The 18,391-nt window shown below is 32.8% G+C and carries 14 protein-coding genes; 6 read left to right on the top strand and 8 right to left on the bottom strand.

What is annotated here, in order from left to right:
• Positions 1-144 precede the first annotated feature (144 nt).
• The 4 genes from MARIT_RS05805 to MARIT_RS05790 form a co-directional block, all read right to left on the bottom strand.
• A complete protein-coding gene (locus MARIT_RS05805; protein ID WP_100211035.1) occupies positions 145-3,201 on the bottom strand; it encodes a thrombospondin type 3 repeat-containing protein in 3,057 nt (1,018 codons plus the stop codon).
• A 377-nt stretch (positions 3,202-3,578) separates the two neighbouring features.
• Positions 3,579-6,701, bottom strand: coding sequence for a DUF11 domain-containing protein (locus MARIT_RS05800; RefSeq protein WP_100211034.1), 3,123 nt, complete (start codon positions 6,699-6,701; stop codon positions 3,579-3,581).
• Between the two features lie 375 nt (positions 6,702-7,076).
• Complete coding sequence (locus tag MARIT_RS05795) at positions 7,077-8,213, bottom strand: cysteine desulfurase family protein (protein WP_100212005.1); 1,137 nt, start codon at positions 8,211-8,213, stop codon at positions 7,077-7,079.
• 13 nt (positions 8,214-8,226) lie between these two features.
• A complete protein-coding gene (locus MARIT_RS05790; RefSeq protein ID WP_024742278.1) occupies positions 8,227-8,778 on the bottom strand; it encodes a Smr/MutS family protein in 552 nt (183 codons plus the stop codon).
• Between the two features lie 94 nt (positions 8,779-8,872).
• On the opposite strand from MARIT_RS05790, the gene MARIT_RS05785 reads away from it, so the two are divergent.
• Entirely contained in the window at positions 8,873-9,517 is a 645-nt protein-coding gene (locus MARIT_RS05785; protein ID WP_024742279.1) for a low molecular weight phosphatase family protein, read from the top strand.
• Here MARIT_RS05785 and ppk2 (MARIT_RS05780) read toward each other — a convergent pair.
• Together ppk2 (MARIT_RS05780) and ppk2 (MARIT_RS05775) are read right to left on the bottom strand one after the other, a co-directional pair.
• Positions 9,514-10,302 (bottom strand): polyphosphate kinase 2, encoded by a 789-nt coding sequence (ppk2, locus tag MARIT_RS05780; protein WP_024742280.1) that lies wholly within the window; start codon positions 10,300-10,302, stop codon positions 9,514-9,516. The genes MARIT_RS05785 and ppk2 (MARIT_RS05780) overlap by 4 nt on opposite strands.
• Positions 10,303-10,305: 3 nt before the next feature.
• Entirely contained in the window at positions 10,306-11,163 is an 858-nt protein-coding gene (ppk2, locus tag MARIT_RS05775; RefSeq protein ID WP_024742281.1) for a polyphosphate kinase 2, read from the bottom strand.
• Positions 11,164-11,246: 83 nt separating this feature from the next.
• On the opposite strand from ppk2 (MARIT_RS05775), the gene MARIT_RS05770 reads away from it, so the two are divergent.
• Positions 11,247-12,197 (top strand): lipid A deacylase LpxR family protein, encoded by a 951-nt coding sequence (locus MARIT_RS05770; protein WP_231975199.1) that lies wholly within the window; start codon positions 11,247-11,249, stop codon positions 12,195-12,197.
• Positions 12,198-12,209: 12 nt separating this feature from the next.
• Here MARIT_RS05770 and MARIT_RS05765 read toward each other — a convergent pair whose 3' ends face one another.
• Positions 12,210-13,481 (bottom strand): APC family permease, encoded by a 1,272-nt coding sequence (locus MARIT_RS05765; RefSeq protein ID WP_100211033.1) that lies wholly within the window; start codon positions 13,479-13,481, stop codon positions 12,210-12,212.
• A gap of 690 nt (positions 13,482-14,171) precedes the next feature.
• Between MARIT_RS05765 and dnaN the strand changes: the two genes are divergently transcribed.
• Positions 14,172-15,290: a DNA polymerase III subunit beta gene (gene dnaN / locus MARIT_RS05760; RefSeq protein WP_024742284.1), complete on the top strand. Its 1,119-nt coding sequence runs from the start codon at positions 14,172-14,174 to the stop codon at positions 15,288-15,290.
• 73 nt (positions 15,291-15,363) lie between these two features.
• Here dnaN and MARIT_RS05755 read toward each other — a convergent pair whose 3' ends face one another.
• Positions 15,364-15,723, bottom strand: a complete 360-nt coding sequence (locus tag MARIT_RS05755) for a hypothetical protein (protein ID WP_157926207.1) — start codon at positions 15,721-15,723, stop codon at positions 15,364-15,366.
• A gap of 433 nt (positions 15,724-16,156) precedes the next feature.
• Here MARIT_RS05755 and MARIT_RS05750 point away from each other — a divergent pair, with 433 nt between their 5' ends.
• Genes MARIT_RS05750 through MARIT_RS05740 form a run of 3 tightly spaced genes read left to right on the top strand, consistent with a single transcriptional unit; the run spans position 16,157 to position 18,391 of the window.
• Positions 16,157-16,921: a ParA family protein gene (locus tag MARIT_RS05750; RefSeq protein ID WP_024742286.1), complete on the top strand. Its 765-nt coding sequence runs from the start codon at positions 16,157-16,159 to the stop codon at positions 16,919-16,921.
• Positions 16,922-16,924: 3 nt separating this feature from the next.
• Positions 16,925-17,812, top strand: coding sequence for a ParB/RepB/Spo0J family partition protein (locus MARIT_RS05745; RefSeq protein ID WP_024742287.1), 888 nt, complete (start codon positions 16,925-16,927; stop codon positions 17,810-17,812).
• A complete protein-coding gene (locus MARIT_RS05740; protein WP_231975198.1) occupies positions 17,813-18,391 on the top strand; it encodes a DUF5683 domain-containing protein in 579 nt (192 codons plus the stop codon).

Raw genomic sequence — 18,391 nt, 5'->3', positions numbered from 1 at the left:
TAAAAACATTTGTTTTGTAAAATTGATCAGATTACAAAATGTTTTTCATTTTATAGGGGGACTTTGCTAGATCAAATATACGTTATTTATTTATATCTTAAAATAATATTGAGTTCTTTTTAAAGAGACCTCAATATTATTTTCTTAATTTCCACTCATTGGAGTAGAATCTATATCTACCTGATTACTCTGAGTTATTTCCGCTGTATTTATTATCGTTCCTTGCTGAGTAACTGTAGCTGTTATTCGTAAGTTAACTGATTCACCTACATTTAAATTACCTATATCCCAAACATTATTTGTATAAGTACCCAAAAGATCTATTACAGAAGACTTATAAGTAAGACCAACTGGCAGTACATCTGTAACTTTTACTCCTGATGCATTTAAAGGACCTTCATTCTTAACTGTTAGAATATATACAATATCATCACCTACTTTTGGCAACGCTTTGTTTACTTTTTTAGTCAAACTTAAATCTGCTGTACATCCTGTACTATCAGTATTATCTATTACAGCAGCTGTATTATTTTGCTCAAACCCCGTCGTATCTCCTGCATTTATTTTAGGATTCCCTTCTGCATCTACATTTGTTCCTAAATTTTGAGAAGAACTACCTGCCGTTGGACTACCTCCTGTTAATGTTGATAAGCCCCCTATTATATTTCCTGCACCCTCTATAGCATCAGGACACCCGTCATCATCACTATCTGTATCTAAATGATTTAGAACACCATCATTATCTGTATCTGTATCACAGACAACTGCTAACGTTACTTCATTTAGTGTTTGTATAGATAAATTAAAACCTCCCAGACCTAAACCATTCGTCAATCTAACCTCCACTACATCTCCTGCAGAAATATTTTCCGAAATAACATCTGCTACAGGCAAGCTCGCTGTAAAAGAATTTACAGAATCAACTAAAACTCCATTGATGAATAGTTCAATCCAATCATCCACATACGAACCTGGAGCTCCTATTGTTATTGTTCCGTTATTTTCTATAGTCCTTTTATAAACAATAGACCAGTCTCCACTGTTAGACACTGTAAAAGGAGTTAACACCTTCATATCTACCCCAGAAGCTACTACACTAGGCGTAGGATCTTGATTCGCTCCAATACTAACATCATTAAATGTGTATGTCCCTACATTTCCTGTATAAAATCCATGAGCGCTTAAAACGACAAGTCCTCCCGGTGTTCCATCAGCTCCTCTCGAAGGAACATCAACAAGATTCAACGCGTTTAAAACTTGAAAACGACCATCATAAAGAAATACTTCCCAAGCGCCAACAGGCGGTATCAGACGGACTTCACCTGGAGTAAAATTCGATGGGCATCCCTCATTTTCATCTAAAATACCATCATTATCATCATCTGAATCACATGCATCCCCTACATTATCACCATCCCTGTCTGAATATAGCGTACTTGTTGCATCACAAGGGTTACATTCCGCTGATTGAACAGAAGCATTTGTACTACTTACATCTACCTGACCACCTCCTGCAATTATTGGCACTCCATAAGAAGCACTAGAGGAGTTTGTATCTACTCCTCCTACCAATTGATTCAATATATTTAAATCCGTTAAATTCAACCCTGTATTGCCTCCTTCCATTGCATCAGGACAACCATCATTATCACTATCGACATCTAAATAATTGGGAATAGTATCACTATCTGAATCACAAACAATACTTGAGAATGAGATATCGTCTATCGCTAAATCGTTACCATCTCCAGATGGAACATTGTTATTTGTTAAAGATATTTGCAAATCCGTATCACTACCTATATTCACTGTTAGCTCATAATTCACCCAATCCGAAGTTGATAAACCACCTGTATTAGCAGTTGCTAATACATTATCCGAAGAATCTAAAATCGAATAAGTAATATCAGGTTGTGAGGTGCAACCAGCACAAATATTACGAGCCCAAAATGATAGCTTCACAATAGTATTTGGTATTATATTCTCTATACTTCGTTTGTAATAATGAGCAAAAGTGCTTGAAGATGAATTAATAACTAACATTTTCCCATTAGTATCTCCTATAGTATGATCTCCATAAGTCCCCCAAGATACATGATTCCCTGCACCTGGGTTAGGTGTGTCTATAACACAATATTGACCATCATTAACATCGGCTATTGAATTAAAGAAATAAGAATTACTAATATAAGGTGTAGATGTCCTTACAGTTCCTTGCCCAAAATCATCTAAAAAATATTTTTTTAATTCAATAGTAGGTGTAATGCAATTATTATATTCATCCACATTTAAGATACCATCATTATCCGCATCCAAATCGCATCCATCCGCTATCCCATCTCCATCTGCATCCATATTATCATCGAATCCCTCACATTGATCAACATCATTTAAAACACCATCATTATCCGCATCAGCATCAAACAAAAAGCTCCCTATCAATAATGACTGTTGCCCTGTACCTGACACCCCAACCTCATAAGTAACTCTCAAAGATGTTATTAGGTTTCCTTGCGAGTTCCAAATAACATGCCCTCTAGGATCACTTGGATCAAGTCCTCCTGTTGAGCCAATAGCTCCTAAATTTGATGCTGCAAGCTGGCCAACCATAGTTACTGTACCTGGAGCCTGCACTATTCCTTGAACAGGAACATTAGTACCTCCATTAGAAGCAGAAACTCTTACAAAATCTCTCCAAGTGCTCGAAATATTCCCTGGATTATTCCAATCAATATCTCCCGTTAGAAAACTCTTAAGCTCAACAGGTACCGAAAAATCAAAAACGATCGTTGCTCTTTCTCCCACAACCATAGCATCAGCATCAAACAAATTTTCATTATTATCTAACCAAATAGTTAACCCTTGGTTTGCGAAAGCTCCTCCTCCAGAAGTACTATTTCCTCCACTTTGACTCCCATCATAATACACTTCTGAACTTCCATTATTATCATCATCTACAGTAACCGTAACCGTAACATTAGAAGCACAACTTGTAAAAGTATCACTACCAGTTCTTTGACCAGCATTCCAAACAAACTGGTTTCCTCCACCTGCTTGCCCTGACCATGTAAAATTCAGTTCACCATCAGTACACTGACCATACATAAAATTACCAGCTAATAAAAGGAGCAATAAAAAGGTAGCTGTACTTTTTATTTCACTATTTAATTTCAAAATAGACATGGAGTAATTTTTTATCATACACTATTATATTTATATTTTTCCAATTTCGTACTATCGAAACGCACTTATTCTACTCTCAAAGGAAATTTTTAGCAAAAAAAATCCCCAAAATAATTTTTTAATCTCATTTAGTAATTTTGAAGTTAAAAAATTGTCTTGGGGGGAATTTATAATGCAAAGATAATGATTTATTTCTTTCATTTTCAACTATAAAAAAAAATTATCATTGTTTACAACAAAATCATCCATGCTTTTACCATTAATTTCACTAAGAAATCTCTCTTAAGCAAATCAAAGCACTTATTTACTTTTAATCTTCACTATTTCTGACACAATATTAACCAGTTGGTCACATTAAATTACACCTTAATACAAGAAAAAAAGAAGCCTACGAATTAATTTCTGCTATTGGGTACTGAATCCACATCTACCTGATTACTTTGAGTTATCTCTGCCACATTCACAATTGTCCCGGAATTATTTACATTTGCGGTTATTTGCAAGCTTACAGTTTGCCCTACTGAAAGAACACCTATATCCCAAACATTATTTGAATATGATGTATTTGTTAAAGAAGAATCATCAGAAACATAACTTAAAAAAGCTACAGGAAGCACATCTGTTACCTTTACCCCCATCGCCTCTAACGGTCCTTTATTATTTACAGTTAATGTGTACACTACATTATCTCCTACTTTAGGAAGCACATTATCTACCTTTTTAATTAAATTTAAATCTGCTGTACAAGCAACACTAACGTTATTATCAATAATTGCAGTAGTCATTACTTGCTCAAAACCACCACCTCCAAGTATTGGCTTTCCTTCTGAATCCGAATTCATTCCCAAATTTTCAGAAACACCTCCATTGCTCCCTCCTACTAATAATGACAATCCATCAATGATTGTTCCTCCACCCTCAAATGCATCTGGACAATTATCATTATCGCTATCCGTGTCTAAACTACCTATCAAACCATCATTATCTACATCTTCTAGTATGCAAATATTCTTCAATAAGATTCCCGAAGGATTATTAGCTCCTCCACCTAGCTCTGGGTTAAAGCTTACTAAATCAAAAGTCATTTTCAATTCCGTAAAAGGCACTGTGCTCGTTATTTTCAAGCTAGCTCTTGTTCCCATTCCTCCCCCTCCTAACGAAGCTCTCAATTCTCCATTCACAAAAGACGTCACTACATTTAAGTCTGTTGTTTTATCAGTATGAGTAACACTTAAAAAGCCACCTCCGTTAACCAGAAAATCCTTCAACCTTTCTTCCCCATCAATATTATTATTAATCTCTTCAAAATCCAATTCAACCCCCAAAATAGGACTTGAAAAAGTAATCCTGTATTCTCTATCTACATTTGCCGTATTTCCCCCTAATCGATACCCTTCCCCTACATCATTAAAAACCACATTATCTGTCAAATTTTCTATTACTGAAGTAACACCGTTAGTAGCCACAAAAGACTGAGGGTTACCACTTCCTCCTCCCAACAAATTCCTATCAACAACCCCCACGCAAATATCTTCATTAACATCCAACACACCATCATTATCATCATCTACGTCACATGTATTATTTATTCCATCTCCATCTTTATCTGTTACTGTAGGCACTCCATTTGTACTTGCTCCATTTACACAAGGATTAACGATAACAGTATTCTGAGCTGTATCCGAAACAGCACTGATTAGATCTACAGAATTAACGGTAGCTCTATTTAGTAACGTTTCTCCATAAGCATTAGAATTTACAATAGCATCAAACGTAATAGTCATTTTTTCAGCCGACCTCAAGCTTACATTATCCGAAGCCAACACCATGTTTACTGGAGGATTCGCAGCATTTGTCACATCATTTGCCGGCGTATAAGTAAACCGTAATGAGCTTTGCAAATAATTTGTTGGCGAGCCCGAAAAATTATCACATATAATTATTTTCCAATCCCCCTTAGCATTTATACCTGTGTAAGTTGACAAAGAAGCCACTGATTGTGCAATATTCTCAAAACCCACTGTAGATGTATCATGATTTCCGTCATAAAGTGTTCCATTTACATTAACAGATTCAGAATCCAGTAGCGCATCAAAATTATCCAAATCCGCACCAAAAGTAGTCCTTGATTTTAATAACATAAGCCGAACTCCAGCAGGAGATTCTATCCATAAATTCACATCTCCCTTATCAAAACCATTCAATGCTATCCCAACATTTAAATCATCTACAATAAAAGAATCAGGAACATTAATCACAATTTCCGTTAACCCTCCATTACAGTTATTATCAAATTCTGGAATTACATCAGAATTACTATAACTAGCTGTTGTTTGCACGCCATTAACCAAAGGATAAGTTTTCTGTGCTGACCCTGGTACATATGTAACTCCTGAAGGCAAAACATCATCTAAAACTATATCTGAAACAGGCAATACTGCTGTATTTTCAACCTCTATCTTATACTTTACAAGACTTCCAGGAATCAGTTCACCCGTAGGAAACGATGTTTTTGTTATAGATAACTCCGGCAAAAGATTATCTACAGCCACAACAAATGCACTTGAAAAAATTAAATCGTTAGAAGATTGCACCTCTAAAGTTGCCTCTGTATCTCCTCCTGATATATAAGGACTTACATTAAAATAATCAACATCTACACCATACTCTACATTAGAACCTGTAGAAGTAACTGTTCCATTATATGTACTATTAGCTGGATTTAAAGGATCTACTAAAGAAAAACCATTAAATCGAAATTCTTCAGGAGAACTATTCGTTCCGCTTAAAGTCTCATCTCCTTCCCAAATAATACCAGCAACACTCCCTTCTCCTCCTGGAGTAACCTCTAAGTTTGCCAATGTAAAAGAACTCGTACTATTTCTATTAATATCAAAACCTTCGTAAATGTTAACTACCTTGTTTGTTGCCGAAGGATCGTTATACACCACAAGTAGCGCCCAACCAGAGAGTACTCCTCCCGTTGAGCAATACCAATTATCACTAAAACCACCTCCAACATCAACGGTAAGATCTGCAAATGTATATGTTGTATTCCTTCCTACTGCCACTATAGAGGTAACATCCGCAATGCCATTGAAAAAATAAAACCTATTAGGCAACGCATTAAAGTCATAACTTGCCGTATAATTCCTTGATGATGTTACAGATTCTCCTTGAAAAGTAACATTAGTATCTGCAACCTGACCGCTTCCCGCCCAATACAAATAAGCTCTTGTTATAGTAGCTCCAACAGGGATCCCTGTTAAAGTTTGAGCATCCGAATTGGCTACTTGACATTGTCCCGCACTTCCGTTAGGCCCCGTCCTTAAAGTACCTCCTGTAACTACATAATTATAGGTACCTCTATAAGTTTCAAAAGGAGCTGCTGCTACAGGCGTATCAGTTATTACATTAATTTGTGCGTTCGTAATATTCGTAAAAGACAAGAAAAACAAAGCAATAAATAAATCGCACGCTAATTGCTTGTGCAATCTTAAGAAGTAAGAAGATTTCATATATTATTTAATTTCCATATAACTATATACATAGTTCTATTAATTATTTAAAATACTAGAAAGTAGATTATATAACTACCCAAATTCAACAAAGCGCTAGTGCATTTTACTTCACAAAACGCCCGATATGTTATTCGGGGGATTAAAAAATATTAGGCAAATATACAAATTATTATCTATAAACAATTAGACATCTTTTTTTCAAAAAGTCACATAATTATCTATTATTTAAATAATTTATAAAAAACAATGATACAATAAATTTTTAATATAAAAAAGACATTCGTAAAAACCTTTCTAACGAATCAAAAAAAATCAATAACCCATCTATATTAAACAGCTTTCAAAAACGCTTAAAACCTTAAAAAAAACTAATTACACTAGCCTCTTTCTAAAAAAAGACAATACATAATCCAAATCTTCTTTTGTTGTGTATTTGCTAAAAGAAAATCTAACAGAAGCCTTCTCTTCTTCTCCTTCTTTCAAAAAAGTTTTTAATACATGAGATCCTTTATGACTACCACTCTGGCAAGCACTTCCTCCAGAAGCGGCAATCCCATTTAAATCTAAATTAAAAAGCAGCATCTTATCTTTTATTGGAAATCTTACATTCAAGATTGCATAACTACTCCGCTCTTCATCCGCAGAAAATCCATTAAATTTTATATCAGAAGATATTTTTTTTAACTCTTTTATAAAATACATCTTCATCTTCAAGATAGTAGCTCTATTCTCATTTAATGAAGTAATAGCCATCGCTAATGCCTTTTCCATTCCTAAAATTGCATGCACATTCTCTGTACCAGCCCTAGCTCCTTTTTCTTGCTTTCCTCCATATAACATTGGCTTTATCCCAACTCCTTTTCTAAAATAAGCAAATCCAACTCCCTTAGGACCATGAAACTTATGTGCGCTAACCGCTATAAAATCTATCGGTATTTTTTGGAGGTCTAAATGATAATGCCCTATTGCTTGCACCGCATCTGAATGAAATAACGCCTTATATTTTTGACAAAGTTCAGAAACTTTAGCTACATCTAAGAGGTTTCCTATTTCATTATTTACATACATCAAACTTACTAGTACTTTTTCCTTTTCCTCTAGCAGAACCCTACTTAAACCAAACAAATCTAAATCGCCAAACTCATCTACTTCTAAATAAATAACCTTAACATCATACATTTCCTCCAAATAAGCAATCGTTCTTAAAACAGCATGATGTTCTATTTTTGAAGTTACAATTGTTTGTACCCCAAAATTTATTACAGCATTTTGTAAAATTAAATTATCAGCCTCTGTGCCTCCTGCCGTAAAAACCAGTTCACTTGCAGATACATTAAAATGCTTTGCTATATTTTTCCGAGCATTTTCTATAGATGATTTTGCTTTTCTACCGAATTGATGTATCGAAGATGGATTCCCATTATTGGTTTGCATAGATTCAACCATCACTGTTATCACCTCCTCTGCTATCGGTGTAGTTGCCGCGTTATCTAAATAAATTTTTTTCATCCTTTTTTGTAAATTACAATTCATTCGAATTTTGATATATATAAACCTCAGTAGCTCCTAATCCATATTTATGATAAGCCGCATCGTAATATTCCACAGGGTACTTGTTAAAGAGATACTGTAATTCCGATTTTAATACTCCTTCTCCTACTCCATGTATAAATATCACCTTTGAAATTCTTTTTCTTATACAGTATTCTATTTTTCTTCGAGCCTCTTCTAATTGTATGGATAGCATATCATAATTACCCATTCCTTTTGAAGACTTAACCAATTTACTTATGTGTAAATCTACTTCCATTATAATTTCCTGTTTTCTTTTGGCAAATAGCACCTTTTTATTTTTCTTTTCACCTACCTTTTCCTTTAGCAACTTATTATTTATATCAGAATACTTCGTTAACTCATATTGCTCTATTTCTATTTTCACCAATTCAGCCTTATAAAATTTATACACCATCCCATCATTAGATTCCACAGAAATAACATCTTTTTCCACTGCTACTACAACTCCCTTTACAACATCATCTATTGCGGCAACTTTATTTCCTATTTCTAAACCCATTCTTAACTTTTTTTTAAATTAAATATTTGCTGTTTATTTTATTTTTGCTTCAATATAAACTGAATTATTCCCCCTTTAAAAGAAACCTTGTATCATGATTTCTACAAAAACCTTAGACACTATAAAGTTTTTTACTGATTCCTTAAAAAAGAGCACAATTACAAATGAACGAAAAGAATTATTATTTTCTATAGCTGCAAAAATAGCAGAAGAATATTTAGATAGAGAAAAAATAAATTTAAATTTTATTTGCACACACAACTCACGACGTAGTCAATTTGCTCAAATTTGGGCTTTTTTTGCCGCCGAATATTATGAATTAGAAAATATACACGCCTACTCAGGAGGTACAGCGGTTACTGCTTTTCACAAAAATACAGTAAAAGCATTACAACAATCAGGTTTTAATTTCAATATCATTGATTTCTCTCACCAAAATCCTAAATACCTAATTTCATTTAGTAAAACAAAAAAGCATAGTCTAGGTTTTTCTAAACTTTTTGACGATGCCAATAACCCCTATCCTTATATTGCTATCACAACTTGCAATAGCGCTGATGAAAACTGTCCTTTTATTCCGGATGCTATTGATCGTTTCCACTTACCTTATGTTGATCCTAAAATTTCCGACAACACCGCTTCCCAAGCAGATAAATACCTAGAAACAAGCCAAGAAATAGCAACCGAAATCGGTTTTCTCTTCTCTGAGATTAAAAGAATAATTGAAGCTGCTGATTAAACTTCTATGTCTTTATCATAAGGAATACTTTTCAAAAGATGATTAAGCACATTAATACGTGCTTCGGTTTTTCTATTGGCTCTAATCACTTTCCATGGAGATATTAATGTATTCGTTTTTGAAAACATTTTTTTCTTGTAAGCGGTATAGTCATCCCATAATTCTTGTGCTTTTTCATCTACAGCCGTCATTTTCCACTGCTTTAGCGGATTATTTTTTATATCTAAAAACCTTTTTCTTTGCTCTTTTTTAGATATCGACATATAAATTTTCACCAATCGAATTCCTGACTCTAAAATCATACGTTCAAAATCATTCACTTGATTCATAAAAACCTCATATTCTTCTTTCGTACAAAACCCATTCACAGGCTCTACTACCGCTCTATTATACCAACTTCTATCAAAAAACACCATTTCTCCTGCCTTGGGTAACTGCTCAACATAACGCTGAAAATACCACTGTCCTTCTTGGTCTTCTGTTGGTTTTGGTAAAGCCACAATACGCATATGCCTTGGATTTATTCTCTCTGTTATTCTCCGAATTGCGCCTCCTTTTCCTGCCGCATCTCTTCCTTCAAAGACAACAATTACTCGCTCATTTTCGTTAATTACCCATGTTTGTAGTTTGATCAATTCTACTTGTAGCTTTGCTAACTTTCGCTGGTAATCCACATATCTTATTGCACGCTCTAAATTCAAAGGAGTTTTAGCCACTACCGCTAACAAACCTTTTTTCGTATTTAGCTTTTTTACATCTGATGTTGTTAATCTTTTTTTCTCCATAACTTAATCTATTTGATGTACCGAACGATAGTAACGCATCACTACATTTGGATCTGGGTTTAACTGTACAATAGCTTCTTCTTTTCCTTCATATTGAAATTGTGACAACACATGACGAATAGCCTCTAGTCTAGCTGTTTTTTTATCATTTGTTTTCAATACAATCCATGGACTGTATGTAGTATGTGTTTTACTAAACATTTCGTCTTTATAAAAAGTGTATCGATCCCAAAGCTCTTGTCCTTTTTTATCTACTGGACTAAACTTCCACCTCTTCAAAGGATTATCTTTTCTTGCTTCAAATCTTTTTAATTGCTCTTCCTTTGAAATTGACAACCAAAATTTAATAATAATCATTCCGTCTTCATACAACATATGCTCAAATTCAGGCACTTGCACTAAAAATTCCTTATATTCTTTTTCTGTACAAAATCCCATTACAGGCTCTACCACAGCTCTATTGTACCAACTCCTATCAAAAAAAACAATTTCTCCTAAATTAGGCAATTCTTTTATATACCTTTGAAAATACCATTGCCCTTTTTCTATCTTAGTAGGCTTATTCAATGCTACCAATCTTGTTGAACGAGGGTTTAAGTGCTCCATAAACCTACGAATATTTCCTCCTTTTCCTGCTGCATCTCTCCCTTCAAAAATAACCGCTACTCGTTTATTTTTTTTCACAATCCATCGTTGTAATTTAACAAGCTCTACTTGTAACTTACGCAACTCATTTTCATACATCAATGTTCTTTCTACCTTTTCAAATGATAGACCTTTCTTCTTGATGAGTGTTACTAACTCTTGATTATTAGTTACACTTTCAAAATCTTCTACAGTTAATTTGGGTTTATTTTTCATATAGATAAAAAAAGAGAGACCAATGTAATGATATTTATATTAAAAACATATAAATTTGGACGCTAAAATTTATATTTGCTATCGTGAAAAAAAAAATAACTACACTCGTATCTTTACTGATAATCTTTATATGTACTGCTCAAAAAAAATATGCCAAAGCATTTGATTTTTTAAATGACAATGACTTATACATATCCACTCGTCAAGATAGATACTATACCAATGGTATGTTTTTTAGCTATCGATATTTAAGTACCCAAAAAGAGCAAAAGCTGGAAAAGAAAATTTACGAATTTCAATTAGGACACCATATGTACAGTCCTTTTAAAGCTACCGTTCAAATGCACGGAGATCATGATCGTCCTTTTGCTGCTTATTTATACGGAGGCTTTGGTATCAATTATTTTAAAGAGCATAGTATTATAAAAACCTCTATAAAAACAGGAGTTATAGGCTCTTATGCTTTTGGATGGGAATTACAAGATTTCATTCATGATCTTTATGGTTTTAAAAAGGCTATTGGCTGGAAATATCAAATTAAAAATGCTTTTGGATTAGACATAGGCCTAGATTATATAAAGCATTTGGCTACTGATGCTTCTAATCGTTACGATATCAATTGGGTAAACAGTGTAAAAATAGGAACTGTTTTTACTGATATTTCTACAGGTTTTTACCTAAGAGCTGGATTCAAACCTTTACAAAAACTAATAAATTCTATCGCTTTTGGTGGAAATCTCAATAATGACACTACCAATCACACAAACAAAATTGAAGCTTTTCTTTATACCAAACCTATTTTAAGCTATATTTTTTACGATGCTACTATAGAAGGTAGTTTTTTAAATAATAGTAGCCCCATTACATTTGATGTCAATCCTTTTAAATTTTCACTCGAAACAGGTATCAAATTCACTTCAAACCGATTTACCTTCGGTTATACAATTCATTATCATACCAAAAAGCTCAAAAGTATTCGCGTACCCAATGGTAATTTTTACGGGGCTATTCAATGCAATTACCTATTCAACTAATCTTTTCTATCTCTACTCTATTCTCCTATACACATATTCTATAACAAAACAAAAAACTATAATTCCTAAAGCAATAAAAACATCTACCTTACTAGTTCCATAATGCTGTACTAACAAAGCGAACATTGCTAAAAAACAAAACACGGCTCCCATGAAAGGAATCAATTTATTTCCTTTAATATCTTTTGATAATTTAAACCCTACAATGTTTACTACTGCAAAAATTAATAGAAAACCTACACTTCCCGCTGTAGAAATACTTTCTAGTTTTAAGGTATTTACCAGTACTAAAGTACCTACTGCTGTAATTAATAACCCTACCGGATGCCCCCACAACTTCTTCATAAAATGAGCAGGTAGCTCACCATCTTCTGCAATTTCATAATTTACCCTACTTCCTCCTAAAAGAGACGCATTAATCGCTGAGAATGTAGAAATCAACGCTGCTATCGTAATAATTGTAAATCCTGTTTTACCTAACATTGGTTTTGCTGCTTCTGCTAAAACATAATCTTGTGCTTTTGCTGCTTCGGAAAAAGTCAAGGAACCTATTGTTATTACTGCAATTATTATATACAAAACAATTACAAAAATTACCGAATAATAATATGCTTTTGGTATATTTTTCTGGGGATTGACAATATCTGGAGCGGCATTTGCTATTAATTCAAATCCTTCATACGCAACAAAAATCACCATTCCCGCAGTTAATAATTTAAAAGGAGCTTCCCAATATTTTGGAGACAATTGCTCTAGATTAGGATTTCCGAGTAATCCATAAACCCCTACCACAACAAAAGCTAACAGAATAACTAATTTTATAATCACAGCATAAGACTCTATCTTTCCTACTACTGAGATACTATAATAGTTAATAATTGTTGCAAACACCACTATTCCACTAGCATACAAATGTGCATCTATCAACTTATTGTTTGTTAACTCAAATAAGTTAGGTGCGTATGAACCAAATGCCGAAGCATATAGTGCCAACATAATAATATAACTCACCCATAATAAGTTATTTATGCCACCACTAAAAACCCCAATACCAAATCCTTTATTCATAAATTTTACCGTTCCTCCTCTGTCTGGATATGCTAATGATAACTTTACATAACTATATGATGTTATTAAAGCTATACTTCCAGCTATTAAAAAAGAAACGGGAGTTCCTCCTTTAGCTAAATTAACTGCCAGCCCTAAAACAGCAAAAATACCACCTCCTACCATTCCTCCTATCCCTATTGAAATAGCTTCTTTTAGCCCTATTTTATCTTTCATCTCTTTTCTTTTTAAAATATATTGTTAGTGATTTTTCTACACTCAAATTAAAATCCTCTATTTCATAAAGTTCAAAAATAAGATTCTCTTTCTATAAAAAAAATTAAAACCATCGTTATGAAGCTATTAAGAGAATTCATTTTTAACAAATGTATCACGCCACTTGTTTCTTAAATTTGTTTTCAATAAAAAAATCAAGCCTCTTCTTTTGCTTGATTTTTTATGCCATAATTATCTTTTTAAACTATTTCTAGAAATAATTCTATAGAAAGCGTTTCTACTAGCATAAAGTACAATGATTAAATAGAACAAATTAAAACTAACATTATTTCTTGCTTATTAATGCTTTTTCACATCTCCTTTCGGAAAAGTTTCTTTACTGATTCTAAAAACAAAAAACATTGGTTTTATTCCAAAAAAAATACTAATACCCTTAATCTTTTCCTCCTTAATTAGCCTTGTATTCTTACATCTACAAGCTAAAAAAAATTCAAAACTAACTTTTATTTCTTTTTCTTATTTATGTTTATGAGTACTCAAAAGAATTAACATATTAGAATTAAAGCAAGTAACTTGTTTTATTATGACTATAGTAAAGAGAAATTGAAATTCCAAAAAGTATTCTTAAAATTATTTTTAAAATCCACAAATTAAAATATATTTGTAAATCAAATTTTAGAAAGAAACTCTATGAAATTTATAGTATCTAGCTCGCAATTACTAAAACAATTACAAGTTCTAGGAGGAGTTATAAACAGTAATAACACTTTACCTATTTTAGATAACTTTTTATTTGAACTATCAGAAAATCAAATAAAAATATCCGCATCTGACTTGGAAACAACGATGACCTCCACCATAGAGGTTGAAAGTACCGATAATGGAGCTATTGCAATTAACGCACGTTTATTACTAGATACTTTAAAAACTTTTCCTGATCAACCTTTAACTTTTAAAGCTGAAGAAAATAATACTATTGAAATCATTTCTGATCAAGGAAAGTATGATATGGCTTATTTTGGAGGAGAAGAATTTCCTAAAGCTGTAGAATTACCATCGCCTAGTAGCACCAATATGCCTGCTAATGTATTGGCTACAGCTATTTCTAAAACTATTTTTGCAGCTGGAAATGATGATTTACGACCTGTAATGAGTGGTGTTTTCTTTCAATTTAGCTCTAAAGATTTAACTTTTGTTGCAACGGATGCTCACAAATTAGTAAAATATACACGTACTGATGTTACCGCTGACAAAACTGCGGAATTCATCATGCCTAAAAAGCCTTTGAATTTATTAAAAGGAATATTAGCTAGCTCTGAAGAAATAGTTACTATTGAATATAATGATGCTAATGCTAAATTTACTTTTGACAATATTGTTTTAATTTGCCGTTTAATTGATGGAAAATACCCTAACTACGAGGCTGTAATTCCAAAAGAAAACCCAAATAAACTTACAGTAGATCGAGCTACTTTTTTAAATTCGGTTCGTCGTGTATCTATCTTTTCTAGTAAAACGACTCACCAAATACGTTTGAAAATGGCGGGTACTGAACTTAATATTTCTGCGGAAGATTTAGATTATGCGAATAAAGCTGATGAGCGTTTAAATTGTGATTACCAAGGTGATGATATGCAAATAGGGTTTAATTCTCGTTTTTTAAGTGAGATGTTAAATAACCTTAGCGCTAATGATGTTCTTATTGAAATGAGTTTGCCAAATAGAGCAGGAATCTTAACTCCTATTGATGGTACTGATGAAGGAGAACAAGTAACCATGCTAGTAATGCCAGTAATGTTGAATTCTTAAAATTCAAATTTCTATATAAAATATAAAAAACACAGTTTTACCACTGTGTTTTTTTATTTGTATTCCTTTCCTATCACTTTTTTTCATTCAGTAAGTTCATTGAATTATTAAACATTAAAAAAGCTGCTAGTGGGTATAGCATTCCTATCATAATTGCTGACCATAGCTCATATCCTTTTATTACAGCCATAGCAAATAATAACATTCCTAATAAAATAGCAGTAAATAGCATAAAGGCATTAAGCCCTCTAAAAAAAACTTTAAAAGTAGGATGCTGTAATATACCCGTTAATAATACAACTATTTTTTCACTACTCACAAAATTTTTCACCTCATAGCATCCTCCAATTATACGTTTTCTAATTAGTTCTTTATCTTCTGAATCAAATAGCGACAAACTAAATGTTAGCAATAAATATAGTATTTCTTCCATTAAATATTTCTTAAAAAAATTAAACATCAAAACTATACAAATGATATTGAGTTTTAAAAGAAAAAAGACGCAGAGTTTTGACAATTTCTTATTCTTTTAAACAGAAGTGGATTCAACTTTTTATTTTGAAGCTAAAATTTAGTTTTTTTTGAGTGACATAGCTTTTAGCTACGTTGTAAGAAAAAGTCGAAGTATATTAAAAACTAAAAAAGGCTTCCTTTTCTTCATTCCATTCATTTATTACCTATTGCCTCAAATTTCAATAAAATACCATCCACTCCCTTTATAAAGAATTTTATTTTCTACAACGATTCATTCTTATAAAACAACCTCTTTATCCTCTACCAGCAAAGCATCTATCAATTGTTATCATTTTTATCTTTCTAAAGTAATAAATAATTGTATTTTTACTCCTTTCAAATTACAAGTATATATGAGCCATATTATTGCTGTCGCAAATCAAAAAGGAGGAGTTGGAAAAACAACTACAACTGTTAACTTAGCTGCCTCTTTAGGGGTTTTAGAAAAGAGAGTCTTATTAATTGACGCTGATCCTCAAGCAAATGCTACATCTGGTTTAGGTGTAGATGTAGAAAGTGTTGAAATTGGTACTTACCAAGTTTTAGAACACACCATACCTGCAAAAGAAGCTATTTTAAAAACAGCGTCTCCTAATGTTGATTTAATTCCTGCTCATATAGATTTAGTTGCTATTGAAATAGAACTTGTAGATAAACAAGAAAGAGAATATAAACTTAAAAGTGCTCTACAAGAGCTTAAAGACGATTACGATTATATTTTGATAGATTGTGCTCCTTCTTTAGGTTTAATTACATTAAACTCATTGGTTTCTGCTAATTCAGTAATTATTCCTATTCAGTGTGAATATTTTGCTCTTGAAGGACTAGGAAAGTTATTAAATACTATAAAAAGTGTTCAAAAAATACACAATAAAGAGCTAGATATAGAAGGGTTATTATTAACTATGTATGACTCTCGTTTACGACTTTCTAATCAAGTAGTTGAAGAAGTTCGTAAGCACTTTAGCTCTATGGTTTTTGACACCATTGTACACAGAAATATACGTTTAAGTGAAGCTCCTAGTTATGGAGAAAGTATCATTGCTTATGATGCTACTAGTAAAGGAGCTGAAAATTACTTAAATTTGGCAAATGAAATTATAAAGAAGAACGCATAAAAGATGGCAAAAGCAACAAAGAAACAAGCTTTAGGAAGAGGGTTATCAGCTTTATTAAAAGAAACCGCAGAAGTAACTTCTGCTTCTGATAAAAATGCAGATAAAGTAGTAGGTAATATTATTGAAATCGAATTAAGCGCTATTGAAGTAAATCCATTTCAACCAAGAACTTATTTTGATGAAGAAGCTTTACGCGAACTTGCTGGATCTATTAAAGAACTTGGGGTTATACAACCTATTACTGTTAGAAAATTAGATGGTAATAAATTTCAATTGGTTTCTGGAGAGCGTCGTTTCAGAGCGTCTAAACTGATTGGAAATAAAACAGTTCCTGCATATATTCGTTTAGCCAACGATCAAGAAATGCTAGAGATGGCATTGGTTGAAAATATCCAACGTAAAAACTTAGACCCCATTGAAGTTGCTCTTTCTTACCAGCGACTCATTGATGAAATTCAATTAACACAAGAAGAATTAAGTGTTCGTGTTGGTAAAAAAAGATCTACTGTAACGAATTATTTACGCTTATTAAAATTAGATCCTATCATCCAAACAGGAATGCGTGATGGCTTTATTTCTATGGGCCATGGACGTGCGCTAATTAATGTTGAAAGTACTCTCGATCAATTAACGATTTACGAAAAAATATTACGTGATAAACTTTCTGTACGTCAAACAGAAGAATTGGTTAAAAATTTAAAGGCAGGTACAGTTACTAAAACTGCTAAGAAAAAAGCCTTGCCTAACTATGTTTCTGGAAGTATTAAGGAAATTAGTGAATACTTTGGTAAAAAAATAGACGTTACTGTTAGTGGTAATGGTAAAGGAAAACTGACCATCCCTTTTAGTTCGGAAGAAGATTTTAATCGTATAAAAAACTTATTAAAATAAGTGCTAACACGTAGCTACATAGTATTATTTTGCTTTTCTTTACTTGCTTTTTCTTCTTTTGCTCAAAAGAAAAAAGGAGCTGTAAAACAGCCTTCTTTGCAACTAAATAGCAATGATTACAATCCGCTTTCTCCATCAAAAGCGGCCTTTTATTCTGCTATTTTTCCTGGCGGAGGGCAAATTTATAATAAAAAATATTGGAAAGCCCCAATCGTTTGGGCTGCCATAGGTACCAGCATTTATTTTTATATTGATAATAGCAATGAATACGATCGATATAGAACTGCTTTTAAACTTCGTAAACAAAATTTACGTGATGAATTTACTGATGCTAACGGCAGAAAACTAATTTCTGATGCTGGTTTAGAGAACGCCCAGAAAACATTGCGAAAAAACAGAGATTTATCGCTATTAACAGGTACTTTGTTATATGTATTACAAATTATAGAGGCGAGTGTAAATGCTCACTTATTACAATTTAATACAAATGACAATCTTTCCTTAAATCCGACAATAACTACAGACCCACTTTTTGTTGAAGCCCCTAAAATTGGACTTCGACTAAATTACTCTTTTTAA

It is taken from the genome of Tenacibaculum maritimum NCIMB 2154 (assembly GCF_900119795.1).
Classification (GTDB): domain Bacteria; phylum Bacteroidota; class Bacteroidia; order Flavobacteriales; family Flavobacteriaceae; genus Polaribacter; species Polaribacter maritimus.
Note: the sequence above shows the minus strand (reverse complement) of the source record. Positions and strands in the feature narration are given on the sequence as shown.